Source organism: Micromonospora sp. NPDC049282 (assembly GCF_043197045.1).
GTDB lineage: Bacteria > Actinomycetota > Actinomycetes > Mycobacteriales > Micromonosporaceae > Micromonospora.
This window is the reverse complement of record NZ_JBICSL010000009.1, coordinates 62,631-87,731: the sequence shown is the minus strand read 5'-3', so window position 1 is coordinate 87,731 and position 25,101 is coordinate 62,631. Positions and strand designations below refer to the sequence as shown.

The 25,101-nt window shown below is 72.0% G+C and carries 20 protein-coding genes; 17 read left to right on the top strand and 3 right to left on the bottom strand.

Annotated features, from left to right (window positions below; translation table 11 throughout):
- Positions 1-102: 102 nt before the first annotated feature.
- The 7 genes from ruvX to ACGFI2_RS16520 all read left to right on the top strand — a co-directional run bounded on the left by ruvX (position 103) and on the right by ACGFI2_RS16520 (position 11,340).
- On the top strand, positions 103-576 hold the full coding sequence (ruvX, locus tag ACGFI2_RS16550; protein ID WP_393517179.1) for a Holliday junction resolvase RuvX: 474 nt from the start codon (positions 103-105) through the stop codon (positions 574-576).
- Positions 560-1,780, top strand: coding sequence for an endolytic transglycosylase MltG (mltG, locus tag ACGFI2_RS16545; protein WP_393517176.1), 1,221 nt, complete (start codon positions 560-562; stop codon positions 1,778-1,780). The genes ruvX and mltG overlap by 17 nt, the downstream gene beginning before the upstream one ends.
- Positions 1,780-2,583: a shikimate dehydrogenase gene (locus ACGFI2_RS16540; protein ID WP_393517173.1), complete on the top strand. Its 804-nt coding sequence runs from the start codon at positions 1,780-1,782 to the stop codon at positions 2,581-2,583. The genes mltG and ACGFI2_RS16540 overlap by 1 nt, the downstream gene beginning before the upstream one ends.
- A gap of 459 nt (positions 2,584-3,042) precedes the next feature.
- Positions 3,043-9,141 carry an RHS repeat-associated core domain-containing protein gene (locus ACGFI2_RS16535; protein WP_393517170.1) on the top strand — a complete coding sequence of 2,033 codons (6,099 nt, stop codon included), beginning with the start codon at positions 3,043-3,045 and terminating at the stop codon, positions 9,139-9,141.
- Positions 9,142-9,182: 41 nt separating this feature from the next.
- Positions 9,183-9,449 carry a hypothetical protein gene (locus tag ACGFI2_RS16530; RefSeq protein WP_393517167.1) on the top strand — a complete coding sequence of 89 codons (267 nt, stop codon included), beginning with the start codon at positions 9,183-9,185 and terminating at the stop codon, positions 9,447-9,449.
- A 147-nt stretch (positions 9,450-9,596) separates the two neighbouring features.
- The gene (aroC, locus tag ACGFI2_RS16525) at positions 9,597-10,775 is read left to right on the top strand and encodes a chorismate synthase (RefSeq protein WP_393517164.1); all 1,179 of its coding nucleotides are present in this window, start codon (positions 9,597-9,599) and stop codon (positions 10,773-10,775) included.
- A 55-nt stretch (positions 10,776-10,830) separates the two neighbouring features.
- Positions 10,831-11,340 (top strand): shikimate kinase, encoded by a 510-nt coding sequence (locus ACGFI2_RS16520; RefSeq protein WP_393517161.1) that lies wholly within the window; start codon positions 10,831-10,833, stop codon positions 11,338-11,340.
- A gap of 345 nt (positions 11,341-11,685) precedes the next feature.
- Here ACGFI2_RS16520 and ACGFI2_RS16515 read toward each other — a convergent pair whose 3' ends face one another.
- Together ACGFI2_RS16515 and ACGFI2_RS16510 are read right to left on the bottom strand one after the other, a co-directional pair.
- The gene (locus ACGFI2_RS16515) at positions 11,686-12,489 is read right to left on the bottom strand and encodes a cytochrome c oxidase assembly protein (RefSeq protein ID WP_393517158.1); all 804 of its coding nucleotides are present in this window, start codon (positions 12,487-12,489) and stop codon (positions 11,686-11,688) included.
- Complete coding sequence (locus ACGFI2_RS16510) at positions 12,468-12,968, bottom strand: DUF2243 domain-containing protein (RefSeq protein ID WP_393517155.1); 501 nt, start codon at positions 12,966-12,968, stop codon at positions 12,468-12,470. Before ACGFI2_RS16510 ends, ACGFI2_RS16515 begins: the two co-directional genes overlap by 22 nt.
- Positions 12,969-13,068: 100 nt before the next feature.
- On the opposite strand from ACGFI2_RS16510, the gene aroB reads away from it, so the two are divergent.
- The 4 genes from aroB to nusB are packed head-to-tail and all read left to right on the top strand — an operon-like array spanning position 13,069 to position 15,624.
- On the top strand, positions 13,069-14,145 hold the full coding sequence (aroB, locus tag ACGFI2_RS16505; protein ID WP_393517152.1) for a 3-dehydroquinate synthase: 1,077 nt from the start codon (positions 13,069-13,071) through the stop codon (positions 14,143-14,145).
- Positions 14,142-14,591: a type II 3-dehydroquinate dehydratase gene (aroQ, locus tag ACGFI2_RS16500; protein ID WP_393517149.1), complete on the top strand. Its 450-nt coding sequence runs from the start codon at positions 14,142-14,144 to the stop codon at positions 14,589-14,591. The genes aroB and aroQ overlap by 4 nt, the downstream gene beginning before the upstream one ends.
- 41 nt (positions 14,592-14,632) lie before the next feature.
- Positions 14,633-15,190, top strand: coding sequence for an elongation factor P (gene efp, locus ACGFI2_RS16495; RefSeq protein WP_393517146.1), 558 nt, complete (start codon positions 14,633-14,635; stop codon positions 15,188-15,190).
- A 23-nt stretch (positions 15,191-15,213) separates the two neighbouring features.
- Positions 15,214-15,624 (top strand): transcription antitermination factor NusB, encoded by a 411-nt coding sequence (nusB, locus tag ACGFI2_RS16490; RefSeq protein ID WP_393517614.1) that lies wholly within the window; start codon positions 15,214-15,216, stop codon positions 15,622-15,624.
- Between the two features lie 75 nt (positions 15,625-15,699).
- On the opposite strand, the gene ACGFI2_RS16485 is transcribed toward nusB, so the two are convergent.
- A complete protein-coding gene (locus tag ACGFI2_RS16485; RefSeq protein ID WP_013285505.1) occupies positions 15,700-16,188 on the bottom strand; it encodes a transcriptional regulator in 489 nt (162 codons plus the stop codon).
- Between the two features lie 286 nt (positions 16,189-16,474).
- Between ACGFI2_RS16485 and pyrR the strand changes: the two genes are divergently transcribed.
- The 6 genes from pyrR (at position 16,475) to ACGFI2_RS16455 (ending at position 24,982) form a co-directional block, all read left to right on the top strand.
- A complete protein-coding gene (gene pyrR, locus ACGFI2_RS16480; protein ID WP_393517143.1) occupies positions 16,475-17,059 on the top strand; it encodes a bifunctional pyr operon transcriptional regulator/uracil phosphoribosyltransferase PyrR in 585 nt (194 codons plus the stop codon).
- 55 nt (positions 17,060-17,114) lie between these two features.
- Positions 17,115-18,041, top strand: coding sequence for an aspartate carbamoyltransferase catalytic subunit (locus ACGFI2_RS16475; protein WP_393517141.1), 927 nt, complete (start codon positions 17,115-17,117; stop codon positions 18,039-18,041).
- Positions 18,038-19,315, top strand: a complete 1,278-nt coding sequence (locus tag ACGFI2_RS16470) for a dihydroorotase (protein ID WP_393517140.1) — start codon at positions 18,038-18,040, stop codon at positions 19,313-19,315. Before ACGFI2_RS16475 ends, ACGFI2_RS16470 begins: the two co-directional genes overlap by 4 nt.
- Before the next feature lie 58 nt (positions 19,316-19,373).
- On the top strand, positions 19,374-20,516 hold the full coding sequence (carA, locus tag ACGFI2_RS16465; RefSeq protein WP_393517137.1) for a glutamine-hydrolyzing carbamoyl-phosphate synthase small subunit: 1,143 nt from the start codon (positions 19,374-19,376) through the stop codon (positions 20,514-20,516).
- Positions 20,509-23,901: a carbamoyl-phosphate synthase large subunit gene (carB, locus tag ACGFI2_RS16460; protein WP_393517134.1), complete on the top strand. Its 3,393-nt coding sequence runs from the start codon at positions 20,509-20,511 to the stop codon at positions 23,899-23,901. The genes carA and carB overlap by 8 nt, the downstream gene beginning before the upstream one ends.
- A gap of 70 nt (positions 23,902-23,971) precedes the next feature.
- Positions 23,972-24,982 carry a quinone-dependent dihydroorotate dehydrogenase gene (locus ACGFI2_RS16455; RefSeq protein WP_393517131.1) on the top strand — a complete coding sequence of 337 codons (1,011 nt, stop codon included), beginning with the start codon at positions 23,972-23,974 and terminating at the stop codon, positions 24,980-24,982.
- Positions 24,983-25,101: the final 119 nt, after the last annotated feature.

Here is a 25,101-nt window from a genome sequence, read left to right as displayed (position 1 = left end):
CGTGAGGGCATGGCAGGCCAGCACGGCATGAGCACACCGATCGACGCCGGGGCGGACCGTCAGGTCCGCCCCGGCCCGTACCGGCGGGAGGGGTGGCGGTAGATGGCTGAGTTGTCCCACGGCGTCCGGCTCGGGGTCGACGTCGGCCAGGTCCGGGTGGGTGTGTCCCGGTCCGACCCGCACGGCATCCTCGCCACCCCGCTGGTCACCCTGGCGCGCGACCTGACCGCCGCGCCGGACGCGGTACCCGCCGACATGGCCGAGCTGGTCCGGCTGGCGGCCGAGCACGAGGCGGTCGAGATCGTCGTCGGGCTGCCGGTCAACCTCGCCGGAAAGCACGGTCCGGCGGCGGCGAACGTATCGGTCTATGTCAGCCGTTTGGCCGATGTAATGGGGTCGATTCCGGTGACGCTGACGGACGAGAGGATGTCGACCGTCGTCGCGAGTCGTAGGCTGGCCGAACGGGGCGTCCGGGGAAAGCGCCAACGGGCGGTGGTCGACCAGGCCGCCGCGGTGGAGATTCTGCAGAGCTGGCTGGACGCACAGCGGAGGCGGACGCATGATCGACGATCTTGACCTGGGATTTGACGAGGCGGAGAGGGGGGAGAAGGGCCGGCACCGGCGCGGCGCCGTGCTGCGGAGGCAGGGCAAGTCCGGCGGCGGCCGAGGAAAGACGGTCTTCGCCCTCCTGATGGCGTTCGTCCTGCTGGGCGGCATCGGCGGCGGCGCGTACGTCGGCTTCGACCGGATCCGTAACTATCTGGTCACTCCCGATTACGACGGCCCGGGCACGGGCGAGGCGCTGGTCGAGGTGAAGGCGGGCGAGTCGCTCACCGACATCGGCAACACACTCTACGACGCCGGTGTGGTGAAGAGCACCAAGGCGTTCATCGAGGCCGCGGACGCGAACTCGCTCAGCAAGAACATCCAGGTGGGCCGGTACAAGGTCCGCAAGGAGATGAAGGCCGCGGACGCCATCACCCTGATGCTCGACCCGAAGAGCCGGGTGGTCAACGGCGTGACCATCCCCGAGGGGACGATCACGCTGAACGTCTACCAGCTCCTCTCGAAGGAAACCAAGATCCCGGTCAAGGAGTTCCAGATCGCGGCGAAGGACCCGGTCAAGCTGGGCGTGCCGGATTTCTGGTTCAAGCGCGAGGACGGCAAGAAGGGCCCGAAGAGCCTGGAGGGCTTCCTCTACCCGTCGACCTACGAGATCCCGCCGAAGGCCACCGCCGAGCAGATCCTGTCGATGATGGTGGACCAGTTCCTCAGCGTGACCAAGGGACTCGACTTCGTCGACCGGGCGAAGAACGACCGCAAGATCTCCCCGTACGAGGCGTTGATCACCGCCTCCATCGCCGAGGCGGAGTCGGTGAACGCGGTCGACCTGCCCAAGGTCTCCCGGGTGATCTACAACCGGGTCTACGGCGGCAAGATCGGCTGCAACTGCCTCGGCATCGACAGCGGCATCAACTACTACCTGCGGTTGCAGGGCAAGGATCCGAAGGACTCGGACGACCTGTTGCAGAGCGAGATCAACGACCTGAAGAACCCGTACAACACGCACAACGTCGCCGGTCTGCCGCCCACCCCGATCAGCAACCCCGGCCAGGCCGCGCTCAAGGGCGCGCTCGAGCCGCCGGAGGGTGACTGGATCTTCTTCATGACGGTGGACCAGAAGGGCACGATGGGCTACGGCTCCAACGACGCCGACTTCCGCAAGCTGACCCGGCAGATGTGCGACAACAAGGTGCTCACCGGGGAGAACTGCACCTGATGCGGGCCGCCGTGGTCGGCCGGCCGATCGCCCACTCGCTCTCCCCGGCGGTCCACTCCGCCGGGTACGCGGCGGCCGGGCTGACCGACTGGTCGTACACCCGGATCGAGGCCGGCGCGGACGAGCTGCCCGGCCTGGTCGCGGGCCTCGGCCCGGAGTGGGCCGGGCTGTCGGTGACCATGCCCGGCAAGGAGGCGGCGCTCGCGCTGGCCGACGAGGTCTCGCCGGTCGCCGCCGCGGTCGGCGCCGCCAACACGCTGGTACGCCGGCCGGACGGCGCCTGGTACGCGGACAACACCGACGTGACCGGCATGGTCGAGGTGCTCACCGGCGCCGGCTGCGTGGCCGGGGCGGTGGTGACCGTGCTCGGCGCGGGCGGCACCGCCCGGGCGGCGATCGCGGCGGCGGCCCGGGTCGGGGCGGCCGAGGTGACGGTGGTGGCCCGCCGGCCCGGGGCGGTCGACGAGCTGCGGCCGGTGGCGGCCGCGGTCGGGGTGCCACTGGCCGGCGCCGAGTGGGACGGCGCGCCCGCGCACGCCCGGGCCGACCTGGTGATCTCCACGGTGCCGAAGGGCGTCGCCGACCCGCTCGCGGAGAACTTCGACTGGCGGCCGGAGACGGTGTTCTTCGACGCGCTCTACGACCCGTGGCCGACGCCGCTGGCGGCGGCGGCCCTGGCTGCCGGCTGCCGGGTGATCTCCGGACTGGACCTGCTGCTGGCCCAGGCGGTCGGCCAGTTCGAGCAGTTCACCGGCATCGCCGCGCCGCGCGAGGCGATGCGCGCCGCGCTCGAGGGTAGGTAGGGCGACAGCCCCGCTCGACGTTTGTGACAAAGGCGGGGATCCCGCCCGCGCCGTTGATTCGGTGCTTTGCTTCGCAATTCTTCCCGGTGCTGAAACTTGTTTCCAAAGTATTTCGCGGAGATGTCACCGATGGTGATCATCTTTCCTTGACGGCCCCGTTTTCGCTGCTCGCCGCCGCCGGGGTCGGTCCTCCCGGAGTCACCCAAAGTTGCTTGTTGACGTTCGTCTCAAGCGGACCGTAGCGTTCGGCCCACTATCAGCCCTGAGCACACGGGGGAGGGCCTTAGAGTGGCTCCTGCGCGCGTGAAAACAGCCCTGTCGCTGCGGAGATGGAATCGTTTCGCCGGCACCCGGTCGGGACGAATCGTCGCCGTCGCCGTGGCCGTGAGTCTGGCAATGACGATGTCCGACGTGCCCGCGCGTCCGGCGGAGGCGGCACCCAGGCCGAAACCAGCCGGCGTGCTGGAACGGCCCGACGAGATGGCCGCGCTCGTCACCTCGCGGATGACCGGCCGCGACGTTCGCATCACCGGCATGACCACCGAGTCCGCCGAATACGTGGCGCACCCGAACGGCCAGATCGAGGCAACCGTCCACGCCGGCCCGGTCCGTATGCGGACGAACGATTCCTGGGCGCCGATCGACCTCACGCTGCAAGCCGCCGACGACGGTTCGGTGCGGGCGGCGGCGCACCCGCTCGACCTGTGGATCTCCGGCAAGCGTGCCGGAGCGGGCGAACTCGCGGCGGTCGGCACGGGCGACGCCCGGTTCGCCCTCGGCTGGCCGGGTGGCCTGCCCACACCGGTCCTCGCCGAGAACCGCGCCACCTATCCCGAGATCGCGGCCGGAATCGACCTCGTCGTCGAGGCGACCCGGACCGGCTTCTCCCAGTTCCTGACCGTCAAGAGCCGTGACGCCGTGGACCGCCTGCCCTCGCTGGCGCTCCCCCTGACCGGTAAGGGCCTCGCCTCGTTCACGCAGGACGCGGCGGGCGGCCTGACCCTGCTCAACGCCAAGGGCAAGCCGGTCGCCACCGTCCCCGCCCCGCAGATGTGGGACGCCCGGCGGGCTCCCGGCTCCGAGGAGCCGACCCGCCGCGCCATGGTCAGGACGAAGGCGGAGCGCCCCGCTGCGGGTGCCCGCGCCGCCGCCCCGAACGGGCTCACCATGCGGCTGCAGCCCGACCTGGCCTGGTTGAAGGACCCGGCCACCCAGTACCCGGTGACCATCGACCCGCAGATCAACCCGCTCTACACCTCCTTCGACACCTACGTGAAGGAGGGCGACACCGTCGACCGCGGCGGGGCGAACGACCTCCACGTCGGCCTGCTCGCCGGCTCGCCCAACGTCAAGTCCCGGGCGTTCGTGCACTGGCCGGTCTCCGCGCTCGCCGGTAAGCAGATCACGGCGGCGACGGTGTACTTCTGGAGCTTCTGGTCCAACAGTTGCACCGCCTCCTCCTGGGAGATCTGGAGCACCGGCGCCGCCTCCTCGGCGACCCGGTGGGGCACCCAGCCCACCTGGATCCAGAAGGAAGCGACCTCCACCCAGACCAAGGGCTACTCGTCGGCCTGCGACGACGGCTGGGTGAGCATCAGCGGCACCAGCTTCTTCCAGCGGGCCGCCACCGCGGGCCAGTCCACCGCCTACATGGGGGTGCGCGGCACGGACGAGACCAGCACCAACAGCTTCAAGCAGTTCCGGTCGCGCAACGCCGCGAGCAGCAGCCAGGTCCCGTACGCGGTGGTCACCTACAACTCGTACCCCACGGTCGGGACCCGGTCCACGGTGCCGTCGACGGCCTGCGCGACCGGCACCTCCCGGCCGACGATCAACTCGGCGACGCCCCAGCTCAGGTCGGTCATCTCCGACGCCGAGGGCTCGACGGTGAAGGCCGAGATCGAGTGGTGGACGCTGACCGGCACCACCAAGCTCGGCGGCACCGTCACCGCCACCGCCGCCTCCGGCAGCACCTTCACCGCCACGGTGCCGGCCGGCGTCATGACCAACGGCTCGTCCTACAGGTGGCGGGTACGCGGCAACGACGGTTCGGTGGACGGCGCGTGGTCGCCGTTCTGCGAGTTCACCGTGGACACGTCGATCGGCGCGGCGCCGATCGTCAGTTCCACCACCTATCCCGAGAACCAGTGGGGCGGTGACGCGAACGTCGCCGGCAACTTCACGTTCGACCCGAACGGCGTGGCCGACGCCGCCGCCTACGAGTACAGCCTCGACGTGCAGCCGCCGAACAAGGTGGTCAACGCGCCGTCGCGGGGCGCCGCGGCCACGGTGAGCATCAAGCCGCTCACCCCGGGCTGGCACAACATCTGGGCGCGGACCCGGGACTCGGCCGGCAACGTCACCCCGCTGCGCAGCTACCCGTTCAAGGTCGGTTCGGGCTCCCAGGACTCCCCGAAGGACGGTGACATCTCCGGCGCCAAGGTGGTGCTCGCCTCCACGGCCGCGCCTTCCTTCGTCGACGTCACCTACCAGTGGCGGCGAGCCGGCTCGGACGGCTGGGTGACCATCCCGGCCGGGCACGTCACCTACTCGGTCGGCGGTGCCGCGGTCACCTGGCCGGTGACGCTGGTCAACGGCATCGCGCCGCAGCTCAACTGGGACGTGTCCGCCACCCTGGCCGCCGTCGACGCGAACGGCGTCCCGCGAGACGGGCCGGTGCAGGTACGCCCGTTCTTCAACCTGAGCAACTACGGCGCGCCGGCCGACCAGGTGAAGTTCCTGTTCGACCGGAACCTCGCCTCCGCGGAGACGGCGCAGGTGGGGCCCGGCGCGGTCAACCTGATCACGGGCAACTATCAGATCTCCGCCTCCGACGTCTCGGTGGCCGGACTGTCCGTCTCGCGTACGGTCAACAGCCGGCAGCCGCTCGGCCTGGACCCGCTGTTCGGCCCCGGTTGGATCTCCGGCCTGGTGGTGTCCGACGCGGACGCGCCCTACACCAGGCTCACGACGTACGGCAGCCTGGTGCAGGTCAGGCTGCCGGACGACTCGTCGATCGGATTCACCAAGGTCGACAGCGCCGGCGTCAACTACGAGCCGCAGGTCGGCGCGGAGTCCTACAAGCTGGTGTTCAACGCTTCCACCAGCACGTTCACCCTGTCGGACGACAAGGGCAACAGGGTGGTCTTCACCCGCACGTCGGCGGACCCGGCGGGCGTCTACACGCCGACCTCGGTCACGCCACCCGGATCGGGGAACGTCACCACCTACTCCTGGGAGAAGGTGACGGTCGGCACGACCGACATCATGCGGCCGACCCGCCTGCTCGCCCCGGTGCCGACGGGCGTCAACTGCGCCACCCTGGTCCGCGGTTGCCGGGCGTTGACCTTCACGTACGCGACCACCACCACCGCGACCGGCCTCGGCGACGGCCAGTGGGGTGACTACGCGGGCCGCGTGCGACAGGTTTCCTACACCGCCTGGGACCCCGACCTGCCGACGCCGGCGATGCGGACCGTGGTGCTCGCGCGCTACACCTACGACAACGGTGGTCGGCTCCGGTCCTACCACGACCCGCGGTTGGACTACACCGACGGGACCGGCGCGCACTCGCTGCGCACCGTCTACTACTACAACTCGAGCGGGATCATCGTCTCGCTGACGCCACCGGCCGAGCAGCCGTGGCAGTTCTCCTACACCACCGTGCCGAACGATCCCGGCGCTGGCCGCCTGCACAAGGTCACCCGATCCGCCCTGACGGCGGGGACCGCCGTGGACACCATCGTCTACCAGGTGCCGGTCTCGGGCGGCGGGGCGCCCCACGACCTCTCGGGCGGGCAGACCCGGCGGTGGGGACAGACGAATCCACCCACCGACGCCACGGCGATCTTCCCGCCCACCCAGGTGCCCGGTGGGGACCCGGCGGCCGGCACCCTGCCCAGCTCGTACGAGCGGGCGACGGTGACGTACCTGGACGCCAACGCACGGGCGGTGAACACCGCCCAGCCCGGTGGTCACATCACGACCACCTGGTTCGACGGCCACGGCAACGTCGTGGCGGACCTGACCGCCGGCAACCGACGCCGCGCGCTGGACGCCTCCGCCGGCGACACCGCGGAGGTCGAAGCCCAGCTGGCCAGCCGGCTGACCGACGTCAACGTCTACTCGGCCGACGGGCAGAACCTGCTCGAGACGCTGGGGCCCGAGCATGACGTGGTGTTGCCGGCCGGCACCGTGGTGCGGGGTCGCACCCACACCCGGTACACCTACGACGAGGGCGCGCCCGAGACGGGTGGGCCCTACAACCTGATCACGACCGAGCGGGTGTCGCTGAGCTACGTCAACGCCGGGCAGACGGTCGACGTGGACATCCGGACGAACTCCACCCGCTACGACTGGGCGCTCCAACGCCCGCTCGAGGCCGAGATCGACGCCGACGGCCTGGGACTCGTGACGCGGACCAGCTACGACCCGGCCGGACGGGTGGCGGCCACCACGACACCCGGCGGCGGCAGCGTCGACACCACGCCGGCGACCAAGGTCTACGTCTACTACTCGGCGGCGGCGAACGCCACGTACCCGGAGTGCGGCAACCGTCCGGAGTGGGACGGCCTCGAGTGCCGGGCGCAGAGCGGTGGCCAGCCGGAAATCGGCGCGCCGATCCCGGTGACCGTCACCACGTACGACATGTTCGACGAGCCGCGTGTGACGGTCGAGAAGAACGGCGGCACCGAGCTGCGGCGCACGTCGATCACCTATGACGCGGCGGGCCGCCAGGCCGAGGCCACGATCGTCGCCGCCGGGCAGGGCACCGCGCTGGACAGGCGGCGCAACGTCTACGACCAGGCGAGTGGCCAGTTGGTCAGCACCCAGACGATCGGGTCCGGGGGCGGGGTGACGGCGCAGGTCGTTCGCGGGTACGACGCTCTCGGGCAGCTCACCTCCTACACCGACGCGGACAACAACGTCACCGTCAACACCTACGACGTCATGGGTCGCCCGGCCAGCGTGAACGACGGCAAGGGAACCCGCACCTACGGCTACGACGCGGGCAGCGAGCGCCGCGGTCTGCGTACGTCTCTCTTCGACTCGCAGGCCGGCTCGTTCACCGGCACGTACGACAGCGAGGGCAACCTGGTCGCTCAGACCTGGCCCACCGGTGTCACCGTGACGAGCACCGTCGACGAGGCAGGCGCGACGACGGGAATCGTCTACGACAAGCCGGGATGCGGGCAGTCGAACTGCACGCTCTACACGGAGACCGCGCTGTCCAGCGCGCATCACCAGTGGCGCGCCCGGTCGTCCAACCTGTCCACCCAGTCCTTCTCCTACGACAACGCCGGCCGGTTGACCGGCGTCCGGGACACCGTCGGTGGGCAGTGCCGGACCCGCGAGTACGACCTCGACCGGGCCGCCAACCGGGACGGCGTCGTGGAGTACGGCCCCGGTTCGGGTGGAGCGTGCCAGGAGAGCACCGCCGCGACGACGCGGACCTGGGACTTCGACTCGGCCGACCGGGTCGTCTCGACCGGTTACGCCTATGACGCCCTGGGGCGTACCACGGGCGTGCCGGCGGCTGACACGGTGACGCCGTCACTGGGCGCCCTCACGGTGACGTACCACGTCAACGACCTGGTCGACACCATCCGGCAGGGCTCGCGGACCACCGACTACGACCTGGACGTCGACCCGTCCCGAGTCCGTTCCTGGACCGACAACGCCACCGGCTCCTCGGTCCGGGCCGTGCACCACTACGGCGCGGACGGCGACGTCCCGACCTGGACCGACGAGGGCTCCGGCCGGTACACCAGGCCGGTGTCGAGCCTGGCGACCATGGTCGGCTCGTGGGACAGCGGCGCGGGCCGAGTAAGCTGGCAGATCGCCAACCTGCACGGTGACCTGGTGGCGTCGATCAGCGCTGGCGACGCCGGGCTCTCGGCGGTGACGGAGGCCGACGAGTTCGGCGTGCCGCGCACGGTCGGTTCCGGCGGCCAGGGCCGGTACACGTGGCTGGGCACCCACGAGCGGGCCGGCGACACGCCGGGCGGCGTCTATCTGATGGGGGTGCGCCTCTACAACCCGACGACCGGTCGCTTCCTCAGCGTCGACCCCGTCCACGGCGGCAACCACAACCCGTACGTCTATCCGGCCGACCCGGTCAACAAGCTCGACCTGGACGGACGGATGTGGGCCTGGGTGGCCGAGGCGGCGCTCAACGGGCTCGCCGGCTTCCTCGGGTCCTTCGTTTGTGCCGGCACCGGCGTCTTCTACATCGCCTGCGGCGCGGTGGTCGGCGCATTGATGGGTGGACTGACCTACACCGTGATGACGAAACTGGTCCGCAAGAAGAAATGGGACTGGGGCGCGTTCAGCACGGCCGTCATGTTCGGCATGATCAATGGCGCGGGTGGGCCGCTCGGCGCCACCGTGCGCAAGCAACTCGGCAACGTCGCCAAGAAGTACGCCAGCAAGGCCATCGGCGCGGTGCGGTCGAAACTGTCCCGGCTCGGCTTCGGCCGAATCGCGATCATGTTGGTCACGATCTATGAGACCGCCTTGCACATGCTGATGAATCCGCCGTCGAGAGCGCGAAGATAGCAACGCATGTCGTGTCGGATGAACAGCGAAAGGAGCGGAACGTGTCGGTCCTGTCCCGAGCTCGTCGCGCCTGGACGGAGAACCTGCGCGCACGGAGCCGGGTGAGCTGGGCGGGCTTCGCGCTCGAGATGGCCGTCGTGCTCGCCCTCAACGTGGTGGTCGCCGGGCTGCTCGTGCTGGTCGGCGCCGGTGACCTTGTGCGGACACTGGCCGTGGCCTGGGTCGCCTTCCTACTCGGGATGGTCGTCCTGCGGCTGGTGGTGCTCGCCACGGCGCGTCGGCTGCGGCGGGGCGGCGGGTCCGACTGAGTAGCACGGTCCGATGGTCGACGGGAGCCGCGTCGTGCAGACGCGGCTCCCGTCGCGCTGTACGGTCGCCGCGGCGGGCCCGTCCGCAGGGCGGGACGCGGTCGGTAGTGCGCCGGGCCGGATCGGGGGCGTGACAGACTGTCCGCTGTGTTGCGCTGGCTGACTGCAGGTGAATCGCACGGACCCGCCCTCGTCGCGATGCTCGAGGGGGTGCCCGCCGGGATCGAGGTGACCACCACCGAGATCGGTGGCGAGCTGGCCCGCCGCCGGCTCGGCTACGGCCGGGGCGCCCGGATGGCGTTCGAGCAGGACGAGGTCGAGATCATCGGCGGGCTCCGGCACGGCGTGACGCTTGGTAGCCCGGTGGCGATCCGGGTCGGCAACTCCGAGTGGCCGAAGTGGCGCACCGTGATGGCCGCCGACCCGGTCGACGCCGAGGAGCTGGCCAACCAGGCCCGCAACGCGCCGCTGACCCGCCCCCGCCCGGGTCACGCCGACCTGGCCGGCATGCAGAAGTACGGGCACACCGACGCCCGGCCCATCCTGGAGCGGGCCAGCGCCCGGGAGACCGCCGCCCGGGTGGCCGTCGGCACGGTGGCCAAGGCCCTGGTCCGGCAGGCGCTCGGCGTCGAGATCGTCTCGCACGTGGTGGAGCTGGGCCCGGTCGCCGTCAAGGCGGGACTGCGACCCACCCCCGAGGACGCGGCGCGGATCGACGCCGACCCGCTGCGCTGTCTCGACCCGGAGGCGAGCGCCCGGATGGTCGCCGAGGTCGACGCCGCGAAGAAGGCCGCCGACACGCTCGGCGGCGTGGTCGAGGTGCTGGCGTACGGGGTGCCGCCGGGCCTGGGCAGCCACGTGCAGTGGGACCGCAAGCTCGACGCCCGTCTCGCGACCGCGCTGATGTCCATCCAGGCGATCAAGGGCGTGGAGATCGGTGACGGCTGGCAGCAGGCCCGCTCCCGTGGCTCCGAGGCGCACGACGAGATCATTCCCACCGCCACCGGGGTGCGCCGGGTGACCGACCGGGCCGGCGGCCTGGAGGGCGGCATCACCACCGGCGAGCCGCTGCGGGTGAAGGCGGCGATGAAGCCGATCTCGTCGCTGAACCGGGCGCTCGCGACGATCGACGTCACCACCGGCGAGCCGGCCACCGCGATCAACCAGCGCTCCGACGTGTGCGCGGTGCCGGCCGCGGCCGTGGTCGCCGAGGCCATGGTGGCGCTGGTGCTGGCCGAGGCGGCGGTGGAGAAGTTCGGCGGCGACTCGGTCGCCGAGATGCGCCGCAACCTGGCCGGCTACCTCGACCACCTGGTGATCCGGTGAGCGCGAGGAACGCAGCGCAGCGGAGTCCCGCAGTCGCGAACGAAAGGTCGGTCCCGTGAGCACCCGGCCGGTGTGTGTGCTGGTCGGGGCGCCCGGCTCCGGCAAGACCACGGTGGGGACCGCGCTCGCCGGGGTGCTCGGCGTCGACTTCCGGGACACCGACGCCGACATCGAGCGGATGGCCGGCAAGCCGATCCCGGAGATCTTCGTCGACGAGGGCGAGGACCACTTCCGTACGCTGGAACGGGCCGCGGTGGCGGCGGCGCTGGCCTCGCACGCCGGGGTGCTCGCGCTCGGCGGCGGCGCGGTCCTCGCCGAGGAGAACCGGTCCGCGCTGATCGGCCACACCGTGGTGCACCTGTCGGTGGAGCTCTCCGACGCGATCAAGCGGGTCGGCCTGGGCGCGGGCCGGCCGCTGCTGGCGTTGAACCCCCGGGCCACCCTCAAGTTCCTGCTGGATCAGCGCCGTCCGCTCTACGCCGAGGTGGCCACCGCGACCGTGGTGACCGACGGCCGTCACCCGCAGGAACTGGCCGCCGAGATCGCCGCCCTGCTCAAGCCCTGACCACCCCGCCGACCCACGTTCGGCCCGGCGGAACGCCACGGTGTCTTGCGGCGTCTTGACACCCATGGCGTTCCACCCGAGGTCCACGTCGCCGGTGAGTGGAACGCTATGGGTGTCTCCCGTGCGTTTTGACACCCATAGCGTTCCACCCGGGGTCGACGTCGCCGGTGAGTGGAACGTTGTGGGTGTTCGGTGGCGAGGTCGGCGGGTCGGTTGGGCGGGGCGGCCGGGCCGCGAAGCGACCGAGAGGCGGGGTGGCGGTGGTCGGGCGTGAGCAGGAGTTGGCCCGGGTGGCGGGGGGTCGGGCGCGAGCAGGCGTGGGTCCGGCGGGCGGGTGCCGCGCGGTCAGGCGCTGACCGGCGTGGAACCGGCTGGGCGGTGGGCCGGCCGCTTCGGTCGCCAGGTGGCGAGCAGCGCGAGCGCGAGGGCGATCTCGGCCAGGTCGCCGAGGTAGTACATCAGGGTGGCGCCGGCCCGCAGCTCGGCGCCGGTGGCGGGCACGTCGACCAGCACGCCGGCGTAGAGCAGTTGGGCGATCGTGGCGTGTGCGGCCACCCCGACGCCGAGCACCACCAGCCGCACCGGCACCCGGGGGCGGTGCGGGCCGGGGTCCGGCCCGGCGATCGACCAGGCGAACAGGCAGCCGCTGAGCAGGAAGTGGGCCTGCACCAGGGTGTGCAGCACCGGGCGGTCGAGCGTCGCCCGGTAGAGCGGGGTCAGGTAGAGCAGCCACAGGCCACCCGCGGTGAGCAGCAGACCGGTCACCGGGTGGCCGAGCACCCGCGCGACCGGGTGCCGCAGCAGGTGGACCAACCGGCGTCCGGCGCGCCGGTCCAGGGTGCGCAGCAGCAGCGTGACCGGCGCGCCGAGGATCAGCGCCAGCGGCGCCAGCATGCCGATCAGCAGGTGCTGCCACATGTGCCCGACGAAGTCGTCGGCGGGCCGGAGCAGCCCGGCGGTCACCAGCAGCGTGCCCAGGCCGAAGCTCGCGGTCCGGCCGTGCGCCCAGCCCGGCCCGCCGGGATCCCGCAGCCGCAGCGCGGCGGCGAGGTAGGCCCAGAACGCCGCGACCGGGACGAGCGCGGTCGCCGGGAAGCCACCGGCGGCGTGCCCGGCGTGGGCCAGGATCACCGTGGCTCCGGCGCGCACAGGTCGACCTCGCCGGCCCGGCGCTGGATCGCCCAGCCGGCGGCGACCAGGATCACGCCGAGGGCGAGGAAGCCGAGGTCCCACCAGGTCTGGTGCGGGCCGGAGCGGACGTGGTGGATGCCGAGCAGGTGGTGGTCGACGATGCCCTCGACCAGGTTGAACAGGCCCCAGCCGACCAGCACCCAGCCCCAGAGCATGGGGGAGCGCCAGAGCCGGCCCCGGGAGCGGGTCACCCGGGCGTAGAGCAGGGCCAGCCCGGTCAGCACCGCCACCCAGGTGACGACGTGGAAGAGGCCGTCCCACAGCGTGTTCATCTGCAGGCCGGGCACGGTGTCGACCGGGTAGTCCCGGATCCCCACCCGGTCGGTGGCGGTGCTGCTGAGCATGTGGTGCCACTGGAGGACCTGGTGCAGCGCGATGCCGTCGACGAAGCCGCCGAGACCGATGCCGAGGATGGTGGCGGGAAGGCGGATGCTCATTGCGCCGCCCTACCCGGGGCGTGGCCGGACAAACGCGCGGCGGGATCACGGAGTGGACAGTCGCCGCCTCGCGGCCGGGTGCTGGACTAGGCTGCCGGCGATGGACGAGGTGACCCGGATCCCGGTCGGCGGCGAGCGGCCGTACGACGTTCTGGTGGGACGCGACCTGCTCGACCCGCCGCCCGGACTGCTGCCCGGCGCCGAGCGGGTGGCCTTCCTGTACGCGCCGCCGCTGAAGGCGCTGGCCGAGCGGCTCGCCGAGCGGGCCCGCGCGGACGGCGTGACGCCGCTGCTGCTGGAGGTGCCGGACGCCGAGGCGGGCAAGCACGTCGACGTGGCCGCCGCGTGCTGGGACCGGCTCGGCGAGGCCGGCTTCACCCGTACCGACGCCGTGGTCGGGGTGGGCGGTGGCGCGGTCACCGACCTGGCCGGTTTCGTGGCCGCGACCTGGCTGCGCGGGGTGCGCTGGGTGCCGGTGGCGACCTCGCTGCTCGGGATGGTCGACGCCGCCGTCGGCGGCAAGACCGGGATCAACACGGCCGCCGGGAAGAATCTGGTCGGCGCGTTCCACCCGCCGGCCGGCGTGCTCTGCGACCTGGCGACGCTGGACGGCCTGCCGCCGGCCGACCTGGCCGCCGGCATGGCCGAGGTGGTCAAGTGCGGCTTCATCGCCGACCCGGTGATCCTCGACCTGGTCGAGCGGGACCCGGCCGCCGCGCTGGACCCCGCCGGGCCGGTGCTCCGCGAGCTGGTCGAGCGGGCGATACGGGTGAAGGCCGGCGTGGTCGGCGGTGACCTGCGCGAGTCCGGGGTGCGTGAGGTGCTCAACTACGGCCACACGCTCGCGCACGCGATCGAGAAGGTGGAGGGCTACCGCTGGCGGCACGGTCACGCGGTGGCGGTCGGCCTGGTCTACGCCGCCACGCTGGCCCGGCTCGCCGGCCGGCTCGACGACGCGACCGCCCGGCGGCACCGCGGCGTGCTGGCCGCGCTCGACCTGCCCACCGGCTACCGGGCGGACGCCTGGCCCGAGCTGCTCGCCGCGATGCGGGTGGACAAGAAGGCCCGGGGGAGCCGGCTGCGGTTCGTGGTGCTTGACGACCTCGCCCGCCCGGCGATGCTGGAGGGGCCGCCGGACGAGCTGCTGGCCGAGGCGTACCGGGAGATCAGCTCATGAGGATTTTCGTGCTCAACGGGCCGAACCTGGGCCGGCTCGGCACCCGCCAGGTCGACGTCTACGGGGTGACCAGCTACGCCGACCTGGTGGCCAGGTGCGAGGAGACCGGGCGCGAGCTGGGGCTGGACGTCGTGGTCCGGCAGACCGACGCCGAGCACGAGCTGCTGGGCTGGCTGCACGAGGCGGCGGACGAGGCGGCGGCGGTGGTGCTCAACCCGGCCGCCTGGTCGCACTACTCGATCGCGGTCCGGGACGCCTGCGCCATGCTCCGCGCCCCGCTGATCGAGGTGCACATCTCCAACATCCACGCCCGGGAGGAGTTCCGGCACCGTTCGGTGGTCTCCGCGGTGGCCACCGGGGTGATCTGCGGGCTGGGCGTGGACGGCTACCGGCTGGCGCTGCACCACCTGGCGCAGCGTGCGAGTCCGATTCGACACAGCGAGTAGACTTTCCAGGTCCGTCCGCCAATTGATGATCAAGGCAGGAAATGGCCTCCACCAACGACCTGAAGAACGGCCTGGTACTCAACCTGGACGGCGAGCTGTGGGCCGTCGTCGAGTTCCAGCACGTCAAGCCCGGTAAGGGTGGTGCGTTCGTGCGTACCACGCTGAAGAACGTGCTGTCCGGCAAGGTGGTCGACAAGACCTTCAACGCGGGCACCAAGGTCGAGACCGCGACCGTGGACAAGCGCACCATGCAATACCTGTACGCCGACGGTGAGGACTACGTCTTCATGGATCTGGAGACGTTCGACCAGATCACCGTGCTCGGCGGCACGGTCGGCGAGGCGGCCAACTACCTCCTCCCGGAGGCCGAGGCGACCGTCGCCACCCACGAGGGCGTGCCGCTCTACATCGAGCTGCCGACCTCGGTCGTGCTCGAGGTCACCTACACCGAGCCGGGCCTGCAGGGCGACCGGTCGACCGGCGGCAACAAGCCGGCCACCGTCGAGACCGGCGCCACCGTGCAGGTGCCGCTGTTCATCACCACCGGCGAGAAGATCAAGGTCGACACCCGCGACGGCCGTTACCTCGGCCGATCCTGATGGCCGAGGGTCCGAAGCAGCAGATGCCGGCGCGCCGCAAGGCGCGCAAGCGGGCGCTGGACGTGCTCTTCGAGGCCGACCTGCGGGACCGATCCCCGGTCGAGGTGCTCGCCGGCTACCTGGAGCGGATCGAGCGGCCCCGCCCCGACCACCTCGGCTACGCGGTCGGGCTGGTCGAGGGCGTCGCGGCGCACCTCGACCGGATCGACGAGACGATCGCCAGCTACGCCGAGGGGTGGACGCTGGACCGGATGCCGGTGGTGGACCGCAACCTGGCCCGGATCGCCGTGTACGAGCTGCTCTACGTCGACGAGATCGACGACGCGGTGGCGATCAGCGAGGCTGTCGAGCTGGCCCGGCAGATGTCGACCGACGACTCGCCCCGCTTCCTCAACGGCATCCTCGGCCGGATCGCCGAGTACGCCAGCCGCTGAGGTCCCGGGCGGCCGCGCCGCAGGCAGGAACGACGAAGGGCCCGTGCCGTACGGCACGGGCCCTTCGTGCGGGCGTCAGGAGGCGAAGAACGCGCGCGGATCGGCGACCAGCACACCGTGCTCGGTGAGCCGCTCGATCAGGCCCGACGGTGAGGCGTCGTAGACGATCGCGAGGGCGCGCAGGTCGTCGGCGCGGATGGAGAGCACCCGGCCGTTGTAGTCGCCGCGCTGCTGCTGGATGGCGCGGGCGTACCGGGCGACGTACGCGAGGTCCTCGGAGGCCTCGTCGTAGAGCCGCTCCAGGTCCAGCACGATCTTGCTGGTGGGCTCGTGACGCACCCCGCTGCCGTCGGGCAGCAGCTCGGAGACGGGAACGCGGTAGAAGTCGGCCAGCTCCGCCAGGCGGGACACGGTGACGGCGCGGTCGCCGCGCTCGTACGAGCCGACCACCACGGCCTTCCACCGCCCGTTCGACTTCTCCTCCACCCCCTGCAGGGACAGGCCCTGCTGCTGGCGGATGGAGCGCAGGCGGGCGCCCAGCGACTTGGCGTATTCAGAGGGCATTCGGACACTCCCAGTGCTGCTCGGGGTTCTCCCAGCTATCGCTACGGAGCGTGACGGTACGGGGATTGCGACACGTGGTCAAGTGGTGCGGTCCACGAGGTCCGGGAGGCCCGTGTGGCTTGTCCGCATTTCTCCGGGCTGACCAGCAGGTCAGGACCGGCGGCGGTGGGCCCGGTGACCGCTGGTAACGTGGCGTGAAGCCCCGGTCCGGGCCCGTCGAGGGTCCGCCGGAGTCGATAGACGTCCTTTAACGACCCGTCCCGTGAGGCGGGGAAGGAGGTCCGCTGTGGCCTACCCACCGGCTGCCCATTCGTCGCCGCCGCGACAACCCTCGGTGAAGGTGATCCTCGCCGCCGCCGACGTCTCGCGGGTGGTCGACCGCATCGCCCACCAGATCCTGGAGAAGACCCAGGGCGCCGCCGACACCGTGCTGCTCGGCATCCCCACCCGGGGCGTGCCGCTGGCCCGCCGCCTCGCGGCCCGGATCAGCACGTTCGAGGACGTGACCGTCCCGGTCGGCGTGCTCGACATCACGCTCTACCGCGACGACCTGCGCCGGCACGCCACCCGCGCGGTCGGCCCGACCGACCTGCCGCCGGGCGGGATCGACGGCCGGCGGGTCGTGCTCGTCGACGACGTGCTCTTCTCCGGCCGCACCGTGCGGGCCGCGCTGGACGCGCTGAGCGACGTCGGCCGCCCGGCCTCCGTGCAGCTCGCCGTCCTGGTCGACCGCGGTCACCGCCAGCTGCCGATCCGCGCCGACTACGTGGGCAAGAACATCCCCACCGCGCTTGCCGAGAACGTCAAGGTCACCCTCGCCGAGACCGACGGCGACGACGAGGTCAAGTTGTACGGGGGTGACCCCCGGTGAGCGCGAGGAGTGCAGCGAAGCGGAGCCCCGCAGTCGCGAACGAAAGGTGGGCCCAGTGATCCGGCACCTGCTCTCCGGCGCCGACCTGGACGCCGACACCGCGACCCTGGTCCTGGACACCGCGGCCGAGATGGCCACCGTGGCGGGCCGGGAGGTCAAGAAGCTGCCCGCGCTGCGCGGGCGGACCGTGGTCAACCTCTTCTACGAGGACTCCACCCGGACCCGGATCTCGTTCGAGGCGGCCGCCAAGCGACTCAGCGCCGACGTGATCAACTTCTCCGCCAAGGGTTCCAGCGTGACCAAGGGCGAGAGCCTGAAGGACACCGCGCTCACCCTCCAGGCCATGGGCGCCGACGCGGTGGTCGTCCGGCACCCCGCCTCCGGCGCCCCGCACCGGCTGGCCGGCTGGGTGGACGGGTCGGTGGTCAACGCCGGCGACGGCACCCACGAGCACCCCACCCAGGCGCTGCTCGACGCGTACACCATGCGCTCGCGCCTGGGCCGGCTCGCCGGCCTGCACGTCGCCATCGTCGGCGACGTGCTGCACTCCCGGGTGGCCCGCTCCAACGTGCTGCTGCTCACCACGCTGGGCGCGAAGGTCACCCTGGTCGGCCCGCCGACGCTCATCCCGGTCGACATCGCGACCGCGCTCGCCCCCGGTATCGACGTCTCCTACGACCTCGACACCGTTGCACCGGGTGTGGACGTGGTGATGATGCTGCGGGTGCAGCGGGAGCGGATGAGCGACTCCTACTTCCCGTCGGCCCGGGAGTACGCCCGGCGGTACGGGCTCGACGGGCCGCGCATGCGCCGGCTGCCCGAGCACGCGATCGTCATGCACCCGGGTCCGATGAACCGGGGCATGGAGATCACGCCCGAGGTCGCCGACTCGCCCCGCTCCACCATCGTCGAACAGGTCGCCAACGGGGTCTCCGTGCGGATGGCCGTCCTCTACCTGCTGCTCGGAGGGAACAACAGGTGACCGCGTACCTGATCAAGAACGTCAGCCCGGTCGGCGGCGAGCCGACCGACCTGCTCATCCGCGACGGCGTGGTGGCCGAGGTCGGCGCCGGCCTGGCCGCGGACGACGCCACGGTCGTCAACGCGACCGGCCTGGTCGCGCTGCCCGGCCTGGTCGACCTGCACACCCACCTGCGCGAGCCCGGTCGGGAGGACGCCGAGACGGTCGAGTCCGGCTCCCGCGCGGCGGCGCTCGGCGGCTACACGGCGGTCTGCGCGATGGCCAACACCTCGCCGGTCGCGGACACCGCCGGCGTGGTCGAGCAGGTCTGGCGGCTCGGCCGGGAGGCCGGTCTGGTCGACGTGCAGCCGATCGGCGCGGTCACCGTCGGGCTGGCCGGTGAGCGCCTGGCCGAGCTGGGCGCGATGGCCGACTCCGCGGCCCGGGTGCGGATCTTCTCCGACGACGGGCACTGCGTCGCCGACCCGCGCCTGATGCGCCGGGCGCTGGAGTACGTCAAGGCGTTCGACGGCGTGATCGCCCAGCACGCCGAGGAGCCCCGGCTCACCGAGGGCGCGCAGATGCACGAGGGTGAGGTCTCCACAAGGCTCGGCCTGACCGGCTGGCCGGCGGTCGCCGAGGAGGCGATCATCGCTCGGGACGTGCTGCTGGCCGAGCACGTGGGCAGCCGGCTGCACGTCTGCCACGTCTCCACCGCCGGCAGCGTCGAGGTGCTGCGCCAGGCCAAGGCGCGCGGGGTCCGGGTGACCGCCGAGGTGACGCCGCACCACCTTCTGCTCACCGATGCCAAGGCCGAGAGTTACGACCCGGTCTTCAAGGTCAACCCCCCGCTGCGCACCGCCGCCGACATCGCCGCGCTGCGGGCCGCGTTGGCCGACGGCGTGATCGACATCATCGCCACCGACCACGCGCCGCACGCGGTGGAGGACAAGGAGTGCGAGTGGGCGTACGCCCGGCCGGGCATGCTCGGCCTGGAGACCGCGCTCTCCGTCGCGCTGGACGTGCTCGGCCCGCGGTGGGACCTGATCGCCGAGCGGATGTCGCGGGTCCCGGCCCGGATCGCCGGGCTGGCCGGGCACGGCCTCGACCCGGCGCCCGGCGTGCCGGCCAACCTGACCCTGGTCGACCCGGCCGCCCGACGGGTGATCGAGCCGGCCGAGCTGGCCAGTCGCAGTCGCAACACCCCGTACGCCCGCATGACGCTGCCGGGTCGCATCGTGGCGACCTTCCTGCGCGGCGAGCCGACGGTCCTGGACGGAAAGGCAACCAAGTGATCCGAGCGAGGAACGTAGCGGAGCGGAGTCCCGCGGTCCGGGTCGAGGGAGGCGCAGCGTGAAGAGACGTTCCGCGATCCTCGTTCTCGAGGACGGGCGCACGTTCCACGGCGAGGCGTACGGCAGCGTCGGGGAGACCTTCGGCGAGGCGGTCTTCAACACCGGCATGACCGGCTACCAGGAGACGCTCACCGACCCCTCCTACCACCGCCAGGTGGTGGTGCAGACCGCGCCGCACATCGGCAACACCGGCGTGAACGGCGAGGACGACGAGTCCGGCCGGATCTGGGTGGCCGGGTACGTGGTGCGCGACCCGGCCCGGATCGGCTCGAACTGGCGCGCCACCGGCGGGCTGGAGGACCGGCTCGCCGCCGAGGGTGTGGTCGGGATCAGCGGCGTGGACACCCGGGCGCTGACCCGGCACCTGCGTGAGCGCGGCGCCATGCGGGTCGGCGTGTCAAGCGTCGACGACGACCCGGCCGCCCTGCTGGAGCGGGTCCGCCGCTCGCCGTCGATGGTCGGCGCGGACCTGTCCACCGAGGTGACCACCGCGAAGCCGTACGTGGTCGAGGCCCTGGGCGAGCACCGGTTCACGGTGGCCGCGCTGGACCTGGGCATCAAGCGCAACGTGCCGCGTCGGCTCGCCGCCCGGGGCGTCACCACCCACGTGCTGCCCGCCGGCTCGACCGTCGAGGACCTGCTGGCCACCGGCGCGGACGCGGTCTTCCTCTCGCCCGGCCCGGGCGACCCGGCGACCGCCGACGGCCCGGTGGCGCTGGCCCGGGAGGTGCTCACCCGGCGCATCCCGCTGTTCGGCATCTGCTTCGGCAGCCAGATCCTCGGCCGGGCGCTCGGCTTCGGCACCTACAAGCTCGGGTACGGCCACCGCGGCATCAACCAGCCGGTGCTCGACCGGGCCACCGGCAAGGTCGAGGTGACCAGTCACAACCACGGCTTCGCCGTAGAGGTGCCCGGCGTCCGGTCCGGAGCGGTGGTGCCCGACCAGGTGGTCGACACCGACTTCGGCGGGGTGCGGGTCTCGCACGTCTGCCTCAATGACAACGTGGTCGAGGGGCTGCGGGCCGAGGACGTGCCCGCCTTCACCGTCCAGTACCACCCGGAGGCGGCGGCCGGCCCGCATGACGCGGACTACCTGTTCGACCGCTTCGTGGAGCTCATCGAAGGCGGAAAGAATGCCTAAGCGGACCGACCTGAAGCACATCCTGGTGATCGGCTCGGGGCCGATCGTGATCGGACAGGCCTGCGAGTTCGACTACTCCGGCACCCAGGCCTGCCGGGTGCTGCGCAGCGAGGGGATCCGGGTCAGCCTGGTCAACTCCAACCCGGCGACGATCATGACGGACCCGGAGTTCGCCGACGCCACGTACGTCGAGCCGATCACGCCCGAGTTCGTCGAGCTGGTCATCGCCCGGGAGCGCCCGGACGCGCTGCTGCCGACGCTGGGCGGGCAGACCGCGCTGAACACCGCGGTCGCGCTGCACGCCGCGGGCGTGCTGGAGAAGTACGGCGTCGAGCTGATCGGCGCCAACATCGAGGCGATCAACCGGGGCGAGGACCGGCAGCTGTTCAAGGACATCGTGGCCAAGGCCGGCGTCCGCCTCGGCATCGAGGACCCGTCCACGCTGACCCCGCGCTCGCGCGTCTGCCACTCCATGGACGAGGTCCGCGACACCGTCGCCGACCTGGGCCTGCCGGTGGTCATCCGGCCGTCGTTCACGATGGGCGGCCTCGGCTCCGGGATGGCGCACACCGACTCCGACCTCGACCGCATCGCCGGCGCCGGCCTGGCCGCCAGCCCGGTGCACGAGGTGCTGATCGAGGAGAGCGTGCTCGGCTGGAAGGAGTACGAACTCGAGCTGATGCGCGACCGGAACGACAACGTGGTGGTGGTCTGTTCGATCGAGAACGTCGACCCGATGGGCGTGCACACCGGCGACAGCGTCACCGTCGCCCCGGCCATGACGCTCACCGACCGGGAGTACCAGCGGCTGCGTGACCTCGGCATCGCGGTGCTGCGCGAGGTCGGGGTGGACACCGGTGGCTGCAACATCCAGTTCGCGGTCAACCCGGCCGACGGTCGGATCGTCGTGATCGAGATGAACCCGCGGGTGTCCCGCTCCTCGGCGCTGGCCTCGAAGGCCACCGGCTTCCCGATCGCCAAGATCGCCGCGAAGCTCGCGGTCGGCTACACGCTGGACGAGATCCCGAACGACATCACGCTCAAGACGCCGGCCGCGTTCGAGCCCTCGCTGGACTACGTGGTGGTGAAGATCCCCCGGTTCGCGTTCGAGAAGTTCCCCGGCGCCGACCCGGAGTTGACCACCACCATGAAGTCGGTGGGCGAGGCGATGAGCCTGGGCCGCAACTTCTCCGAGGCGCTGAACAAGGCGATGCGCTCGATGGAAACCAGGGCGGCGGGGTTCTGGACCACCCCGGACCCGGCGGACGCCACGAGGGAGAACACGCTCGCCGCGCTGCGCGTGCCGCACGACGGCCGGCTCTACACGGTCGAACGGGCGCTGCGCCTCGGCGCGTCGATCGCCGAGGTGGCCGAGGCGTCCGGCGGCATGGACCCGTGGTTCCTGGACCAGATCGCCGGGCTGATCGAGCTGCGCGCCGAGATCGTCGACGCGCCGGTGCTCGACGCCGACCTGCTGCGCCGGGCCAAGCGGGCCGGGCTGTCCGACCGGCAGCTCGCCGCGCTGCGCCCCGAGCTGGCCGCCGAGGACGGCGTCCGGACGTTGCGCCACCGGCTCGGGATCCGGCCGGTCTACAAGACGGTGGACACCTGCGCGGCCGAGTTCGAGGCGACCACGCCCTACCACTACTCGACGTACGACTCCGAGACGGAGGTGGCGCCCTCGGCCCGGCCGAAGGTGCTCATCCTCGGCTCCGGGCCGAACCGGATCGGGCAGGGCATCGAATTCGACTACTCGTGCGTGCACGCGGTACAAGCGCTGCGAAGCGCGCCGGTCGGCACGGTCGCCGCGTCCGGTTCCGGCGCCGAAGGCGTCGGTTACGAGACCGTCATGGTCAACTGCAACCCGGAGACCGTCTCCACCGACTACGACACCGCCGACCGGCTCTACTTCGAGCCGCTGACCTTCGAGGACGTGCTGGAGGTGTGGCACGCCGAGGACTCGTCCGGCCGGGCGGCCGGTGGCCCCGGCGTGGTCGGCGTGGTGGTGCAGCTCGGCGGTCAGACCCCGCTCGGCCTGGCCCAGCGGCTCAAGGACGCCGGCGTGCCGGTGGTCGGCACCTCGCCGGAGTCGATCCACCTGGCCGAGGAGCGGGGCGCGTTCGGCGCGGTGCTGGCCCGGGCCGGCCTGCGCGCGCCCGCGCACGGCATGGCCACCTCGTACGAGGAGGCGAAGGCGATCGCCGACGAGATCGGGTACCCGGTGCTGGTCCGGCCGTCGTACGTGCTCGGCGGCCGGGGCATGGAGATCGTCTACGACGACGCCACGCTGCGCGACTACATCGGCCGGGCCACCGAGATCTCGCCCGACCACCCGGTGCTGGTGGACCGGTTCCTCGACGACGCCATCGAGATCGACGTGGACGCGCTGGCGGACGCGGACGGCGACGTCTACCTGGGCGGCGTGATGGAGCACATCGAGGAGGCCGGCATCCACTCCGGCGACTCGTCCTGCACGCTGCCGCCGATCACGTTGGCCGGCTCCCACCTCGCCCAGGTGCGTCGCTACACCGAGGAGATCGCCCGCGGCGTCGGGGTGCGCGGCCTGCTCAACGTCCAGTACGCGTTGCAGGGCGACACGCTCTACGTGCTCGAGGCCAACCCGCGCGCCTCCCGGACCGTCCCGTTCGTCTCGAAGGCGACCGCGGTGCCGTTGGCCAAGGCGGCGGCCCGGATCGCGTTGGGTGCCACGATCGCCGAGCTGCGCGCCGAGGGGATGCTGCCGCCGACCGGCGACGGCGGCACCATGCCGCCGGACGCGCCGATCGCGGTCAAGGAGGCGGTGCTGCCGTTCAAGCGGTTCCGCACCCCGTCGGGCAAGGGCATCGACGTGCTGCTCGGCCCGGAGATGCGGTCCACCGGCGAGGTGATGGGCATCGACACCGGCTTCGGCCAGGCGTTCGCGAAGTCGCAGGCCGCCGCGTACGGGTCGTTGCCCACCGCCGGGAAGATCTTCGTCTCGGTGGCGAACCGGGACAAGCGCGGCATGATCTTCCCGATCAAGCGCTTGGCCGACCTGGGCTTCCAGATCGTCGCCACCACCGGCACGGCCGAGGTGCTGCGTCGGCACGGCATCGCCTGCGAGCAGATCCGCAAGCACTACGAGTCGGGCGAGGGGGCCGACGCGGTGTCGCTGATCCTCGGCGGCGACGTGGCGCTGGTGGTGAACACGCCGCAGGGCTCCGGCGCGAGCGCCCGCTCGGACGGCTACGAGATCCGCAGCGCCGCCGTCACGGCCGACATCCCGTGCGTCACCACCGTACCCGGCGCGGCGGCGGCGGTGATGGGCATCGAGGCCCGGATCAGGGGCGACCTGCGGGTGCGCCCGCTCCAGGACCTGCACGCCGCCCTCCGGGCCAACGAGTGACCACCCTGTCGATCATGAAGGTGGCGGCGATCGCCGCCACCTTCATGATCATTGAGCCGGGGGGGTCGCGGTGATCTTCGAGAAGGTCGTGCGGCCCCGGCTGTTCGCGCTCGGGGGCGGGGACGCGGAGGCGGCGCACGAGTGGACGTTGGGGCGGCTCGCGGGGCTGTCGCGGCGGCCGGCGGCGCTGGCGGTGCTGCGTCGGGCGTACTTCCGGGCGGCGCCGCGCGAGGTGTTCGGGGTGCGGTTCCCGAACCCGGTCGGGCTGGCGGCCGGGATGGACAAGAACGGGGTCGCGCTGCCGGCCTGGCCGGCGCTGGGCTTCGGCTTCGTCGAGGTCGGCACCGTGACCGCGCACGCCCAGCCGGGCAATCCCCGGCCCCGACTGTTCCGGCTGCGCGACAGCGAGGCCGTGGTCAACCGGATGGGCTTCAACAACGCCGGCGCCGAGGCCCTCGCGGCCCGGCTGTCGGCGCTGCCCCGACCGCTCGGCGTGCCGCTGGGCATCTCGCTGGGCAAGTCCAAGGTGACCCCGCTGGACGAGGCGGTGGCGGACTACCTCGCCTCCTACCGGGCGCTCAAGGGCCACGGCGACTACTTCGCGGTCAACGTGTCCTCACCGAACACCCCGGGGCTGCGGTCGCTCCAGGACCGGTCCCACCTGGACGCGCTGCTCGCCGCGCTGGTGGGGGAGAAGCCGGTGCTGGTGAAGATCGCCCCGGACCTCACCGAGGCGGCCGTGGCCGAGTTGCTGGAGGTCTGCCTCGACCGGGGCGCGGCCGGTGTCATCGCCACCAACACCACACTCGGCCGGGACGGGCTCGCCCCGGCCGACCGGGCGCGCGGCGCCGAGGCCGGCGGCCTGTCCGGCCGGCCGCTGACCGGGCGGGCCCGGGAACTGGTCGGGTTCGTGCACCGGGAGACCGGGGGACGGCTGCCGGTGATCGGCGTCGGCGGCATCCTCGACCCCGACGACGCGACCCGGATGTTCGACGCCGGCGCCGCCCTGGTCCAGCTCTACACCGGCTTCATCTACCGGGGCCCCGCCCTGACCCGCGCCATCACCAGCACCATCCCCTGACCCCCCGACCCCCCTGACCTGACCCCACTCCGCGCGATCTTGCAGTTTCGGACCCGGCATACCGCGTTCTTCGGGCGCGGCGGGGGCTGAAACCGCAAGATCACGGGGGAGGGGCGAAG

Bases quoted from the DNA above. Each gene is read 5' to 3' on its own strand.
- aroQ (WP_393517149.1), top strand. From the start codon at position 14,142: ATGAGGATTTTCGTGCTCAACGGGCCGAACCTGGGCCGGCTCGGCACC.
- ruvX (WP_393517179.1), top strand. From the start codon at position 103: ATGGCTGAGTTGTCCCACGGCGTCCGGCTCGGGGTCGACGTCGGCCAG.
- mltG (WP_393517176.1), top strand. From the start codon at position 560: ATGATCGACGATCTTGACCTGGGATTTGACGAGGCGGAGAGGGGGGAG.
- ACGFI2_RS16540 (WP_393517173.1), top strand. From the start codon at position 1,780: ATGCGGGCCGCCGTGGTCGGCCGGCCGATCGCCCACTCGCTCTCCCCG.
- carB (WP_393517134.1), top strand. From the start codon at position 20,509: ATGCCTAAGCGGACCGACCTGAAGCACATCCTGGTGATCGGCTCGGGG.
- nusB (WP_393517614.1), top strand. From the start codon at position 15,214: ATGCCGGCGCGCCGCAAGGCGCGCAAGCGGGCGCTGGACGTGCTCTTC.
- efp (WP_393517146.1), top strand. From the start codon at position 14,633: ATGGCCTCCACCAACGACCTGAAGAACGGCCTGGTACTCAACCTGGAC.
- ACGFI2_RS16485 (WP_013285505.1), bottom strand. From the start codon at position 16,188: ATGCCCTCTGAATACGCCAAGTCGCTGGGCGCCCGCCTGCGCTCCATC.
- ACGFI2_RS16510 (WP_393517155.1), bottom strand. From the start codon at position 12,968: ATGAGCATCCGCCTTCCCGCCACCATCCTCGGCATCGGTCTCGGCGGC.
- aroB (WP_393517152.1), top strand. From the start codon at position 13,069: ATGGACGAGGTGACCCGGATCCCGGTCGGCGGCGAGCGGCCGTACGAC.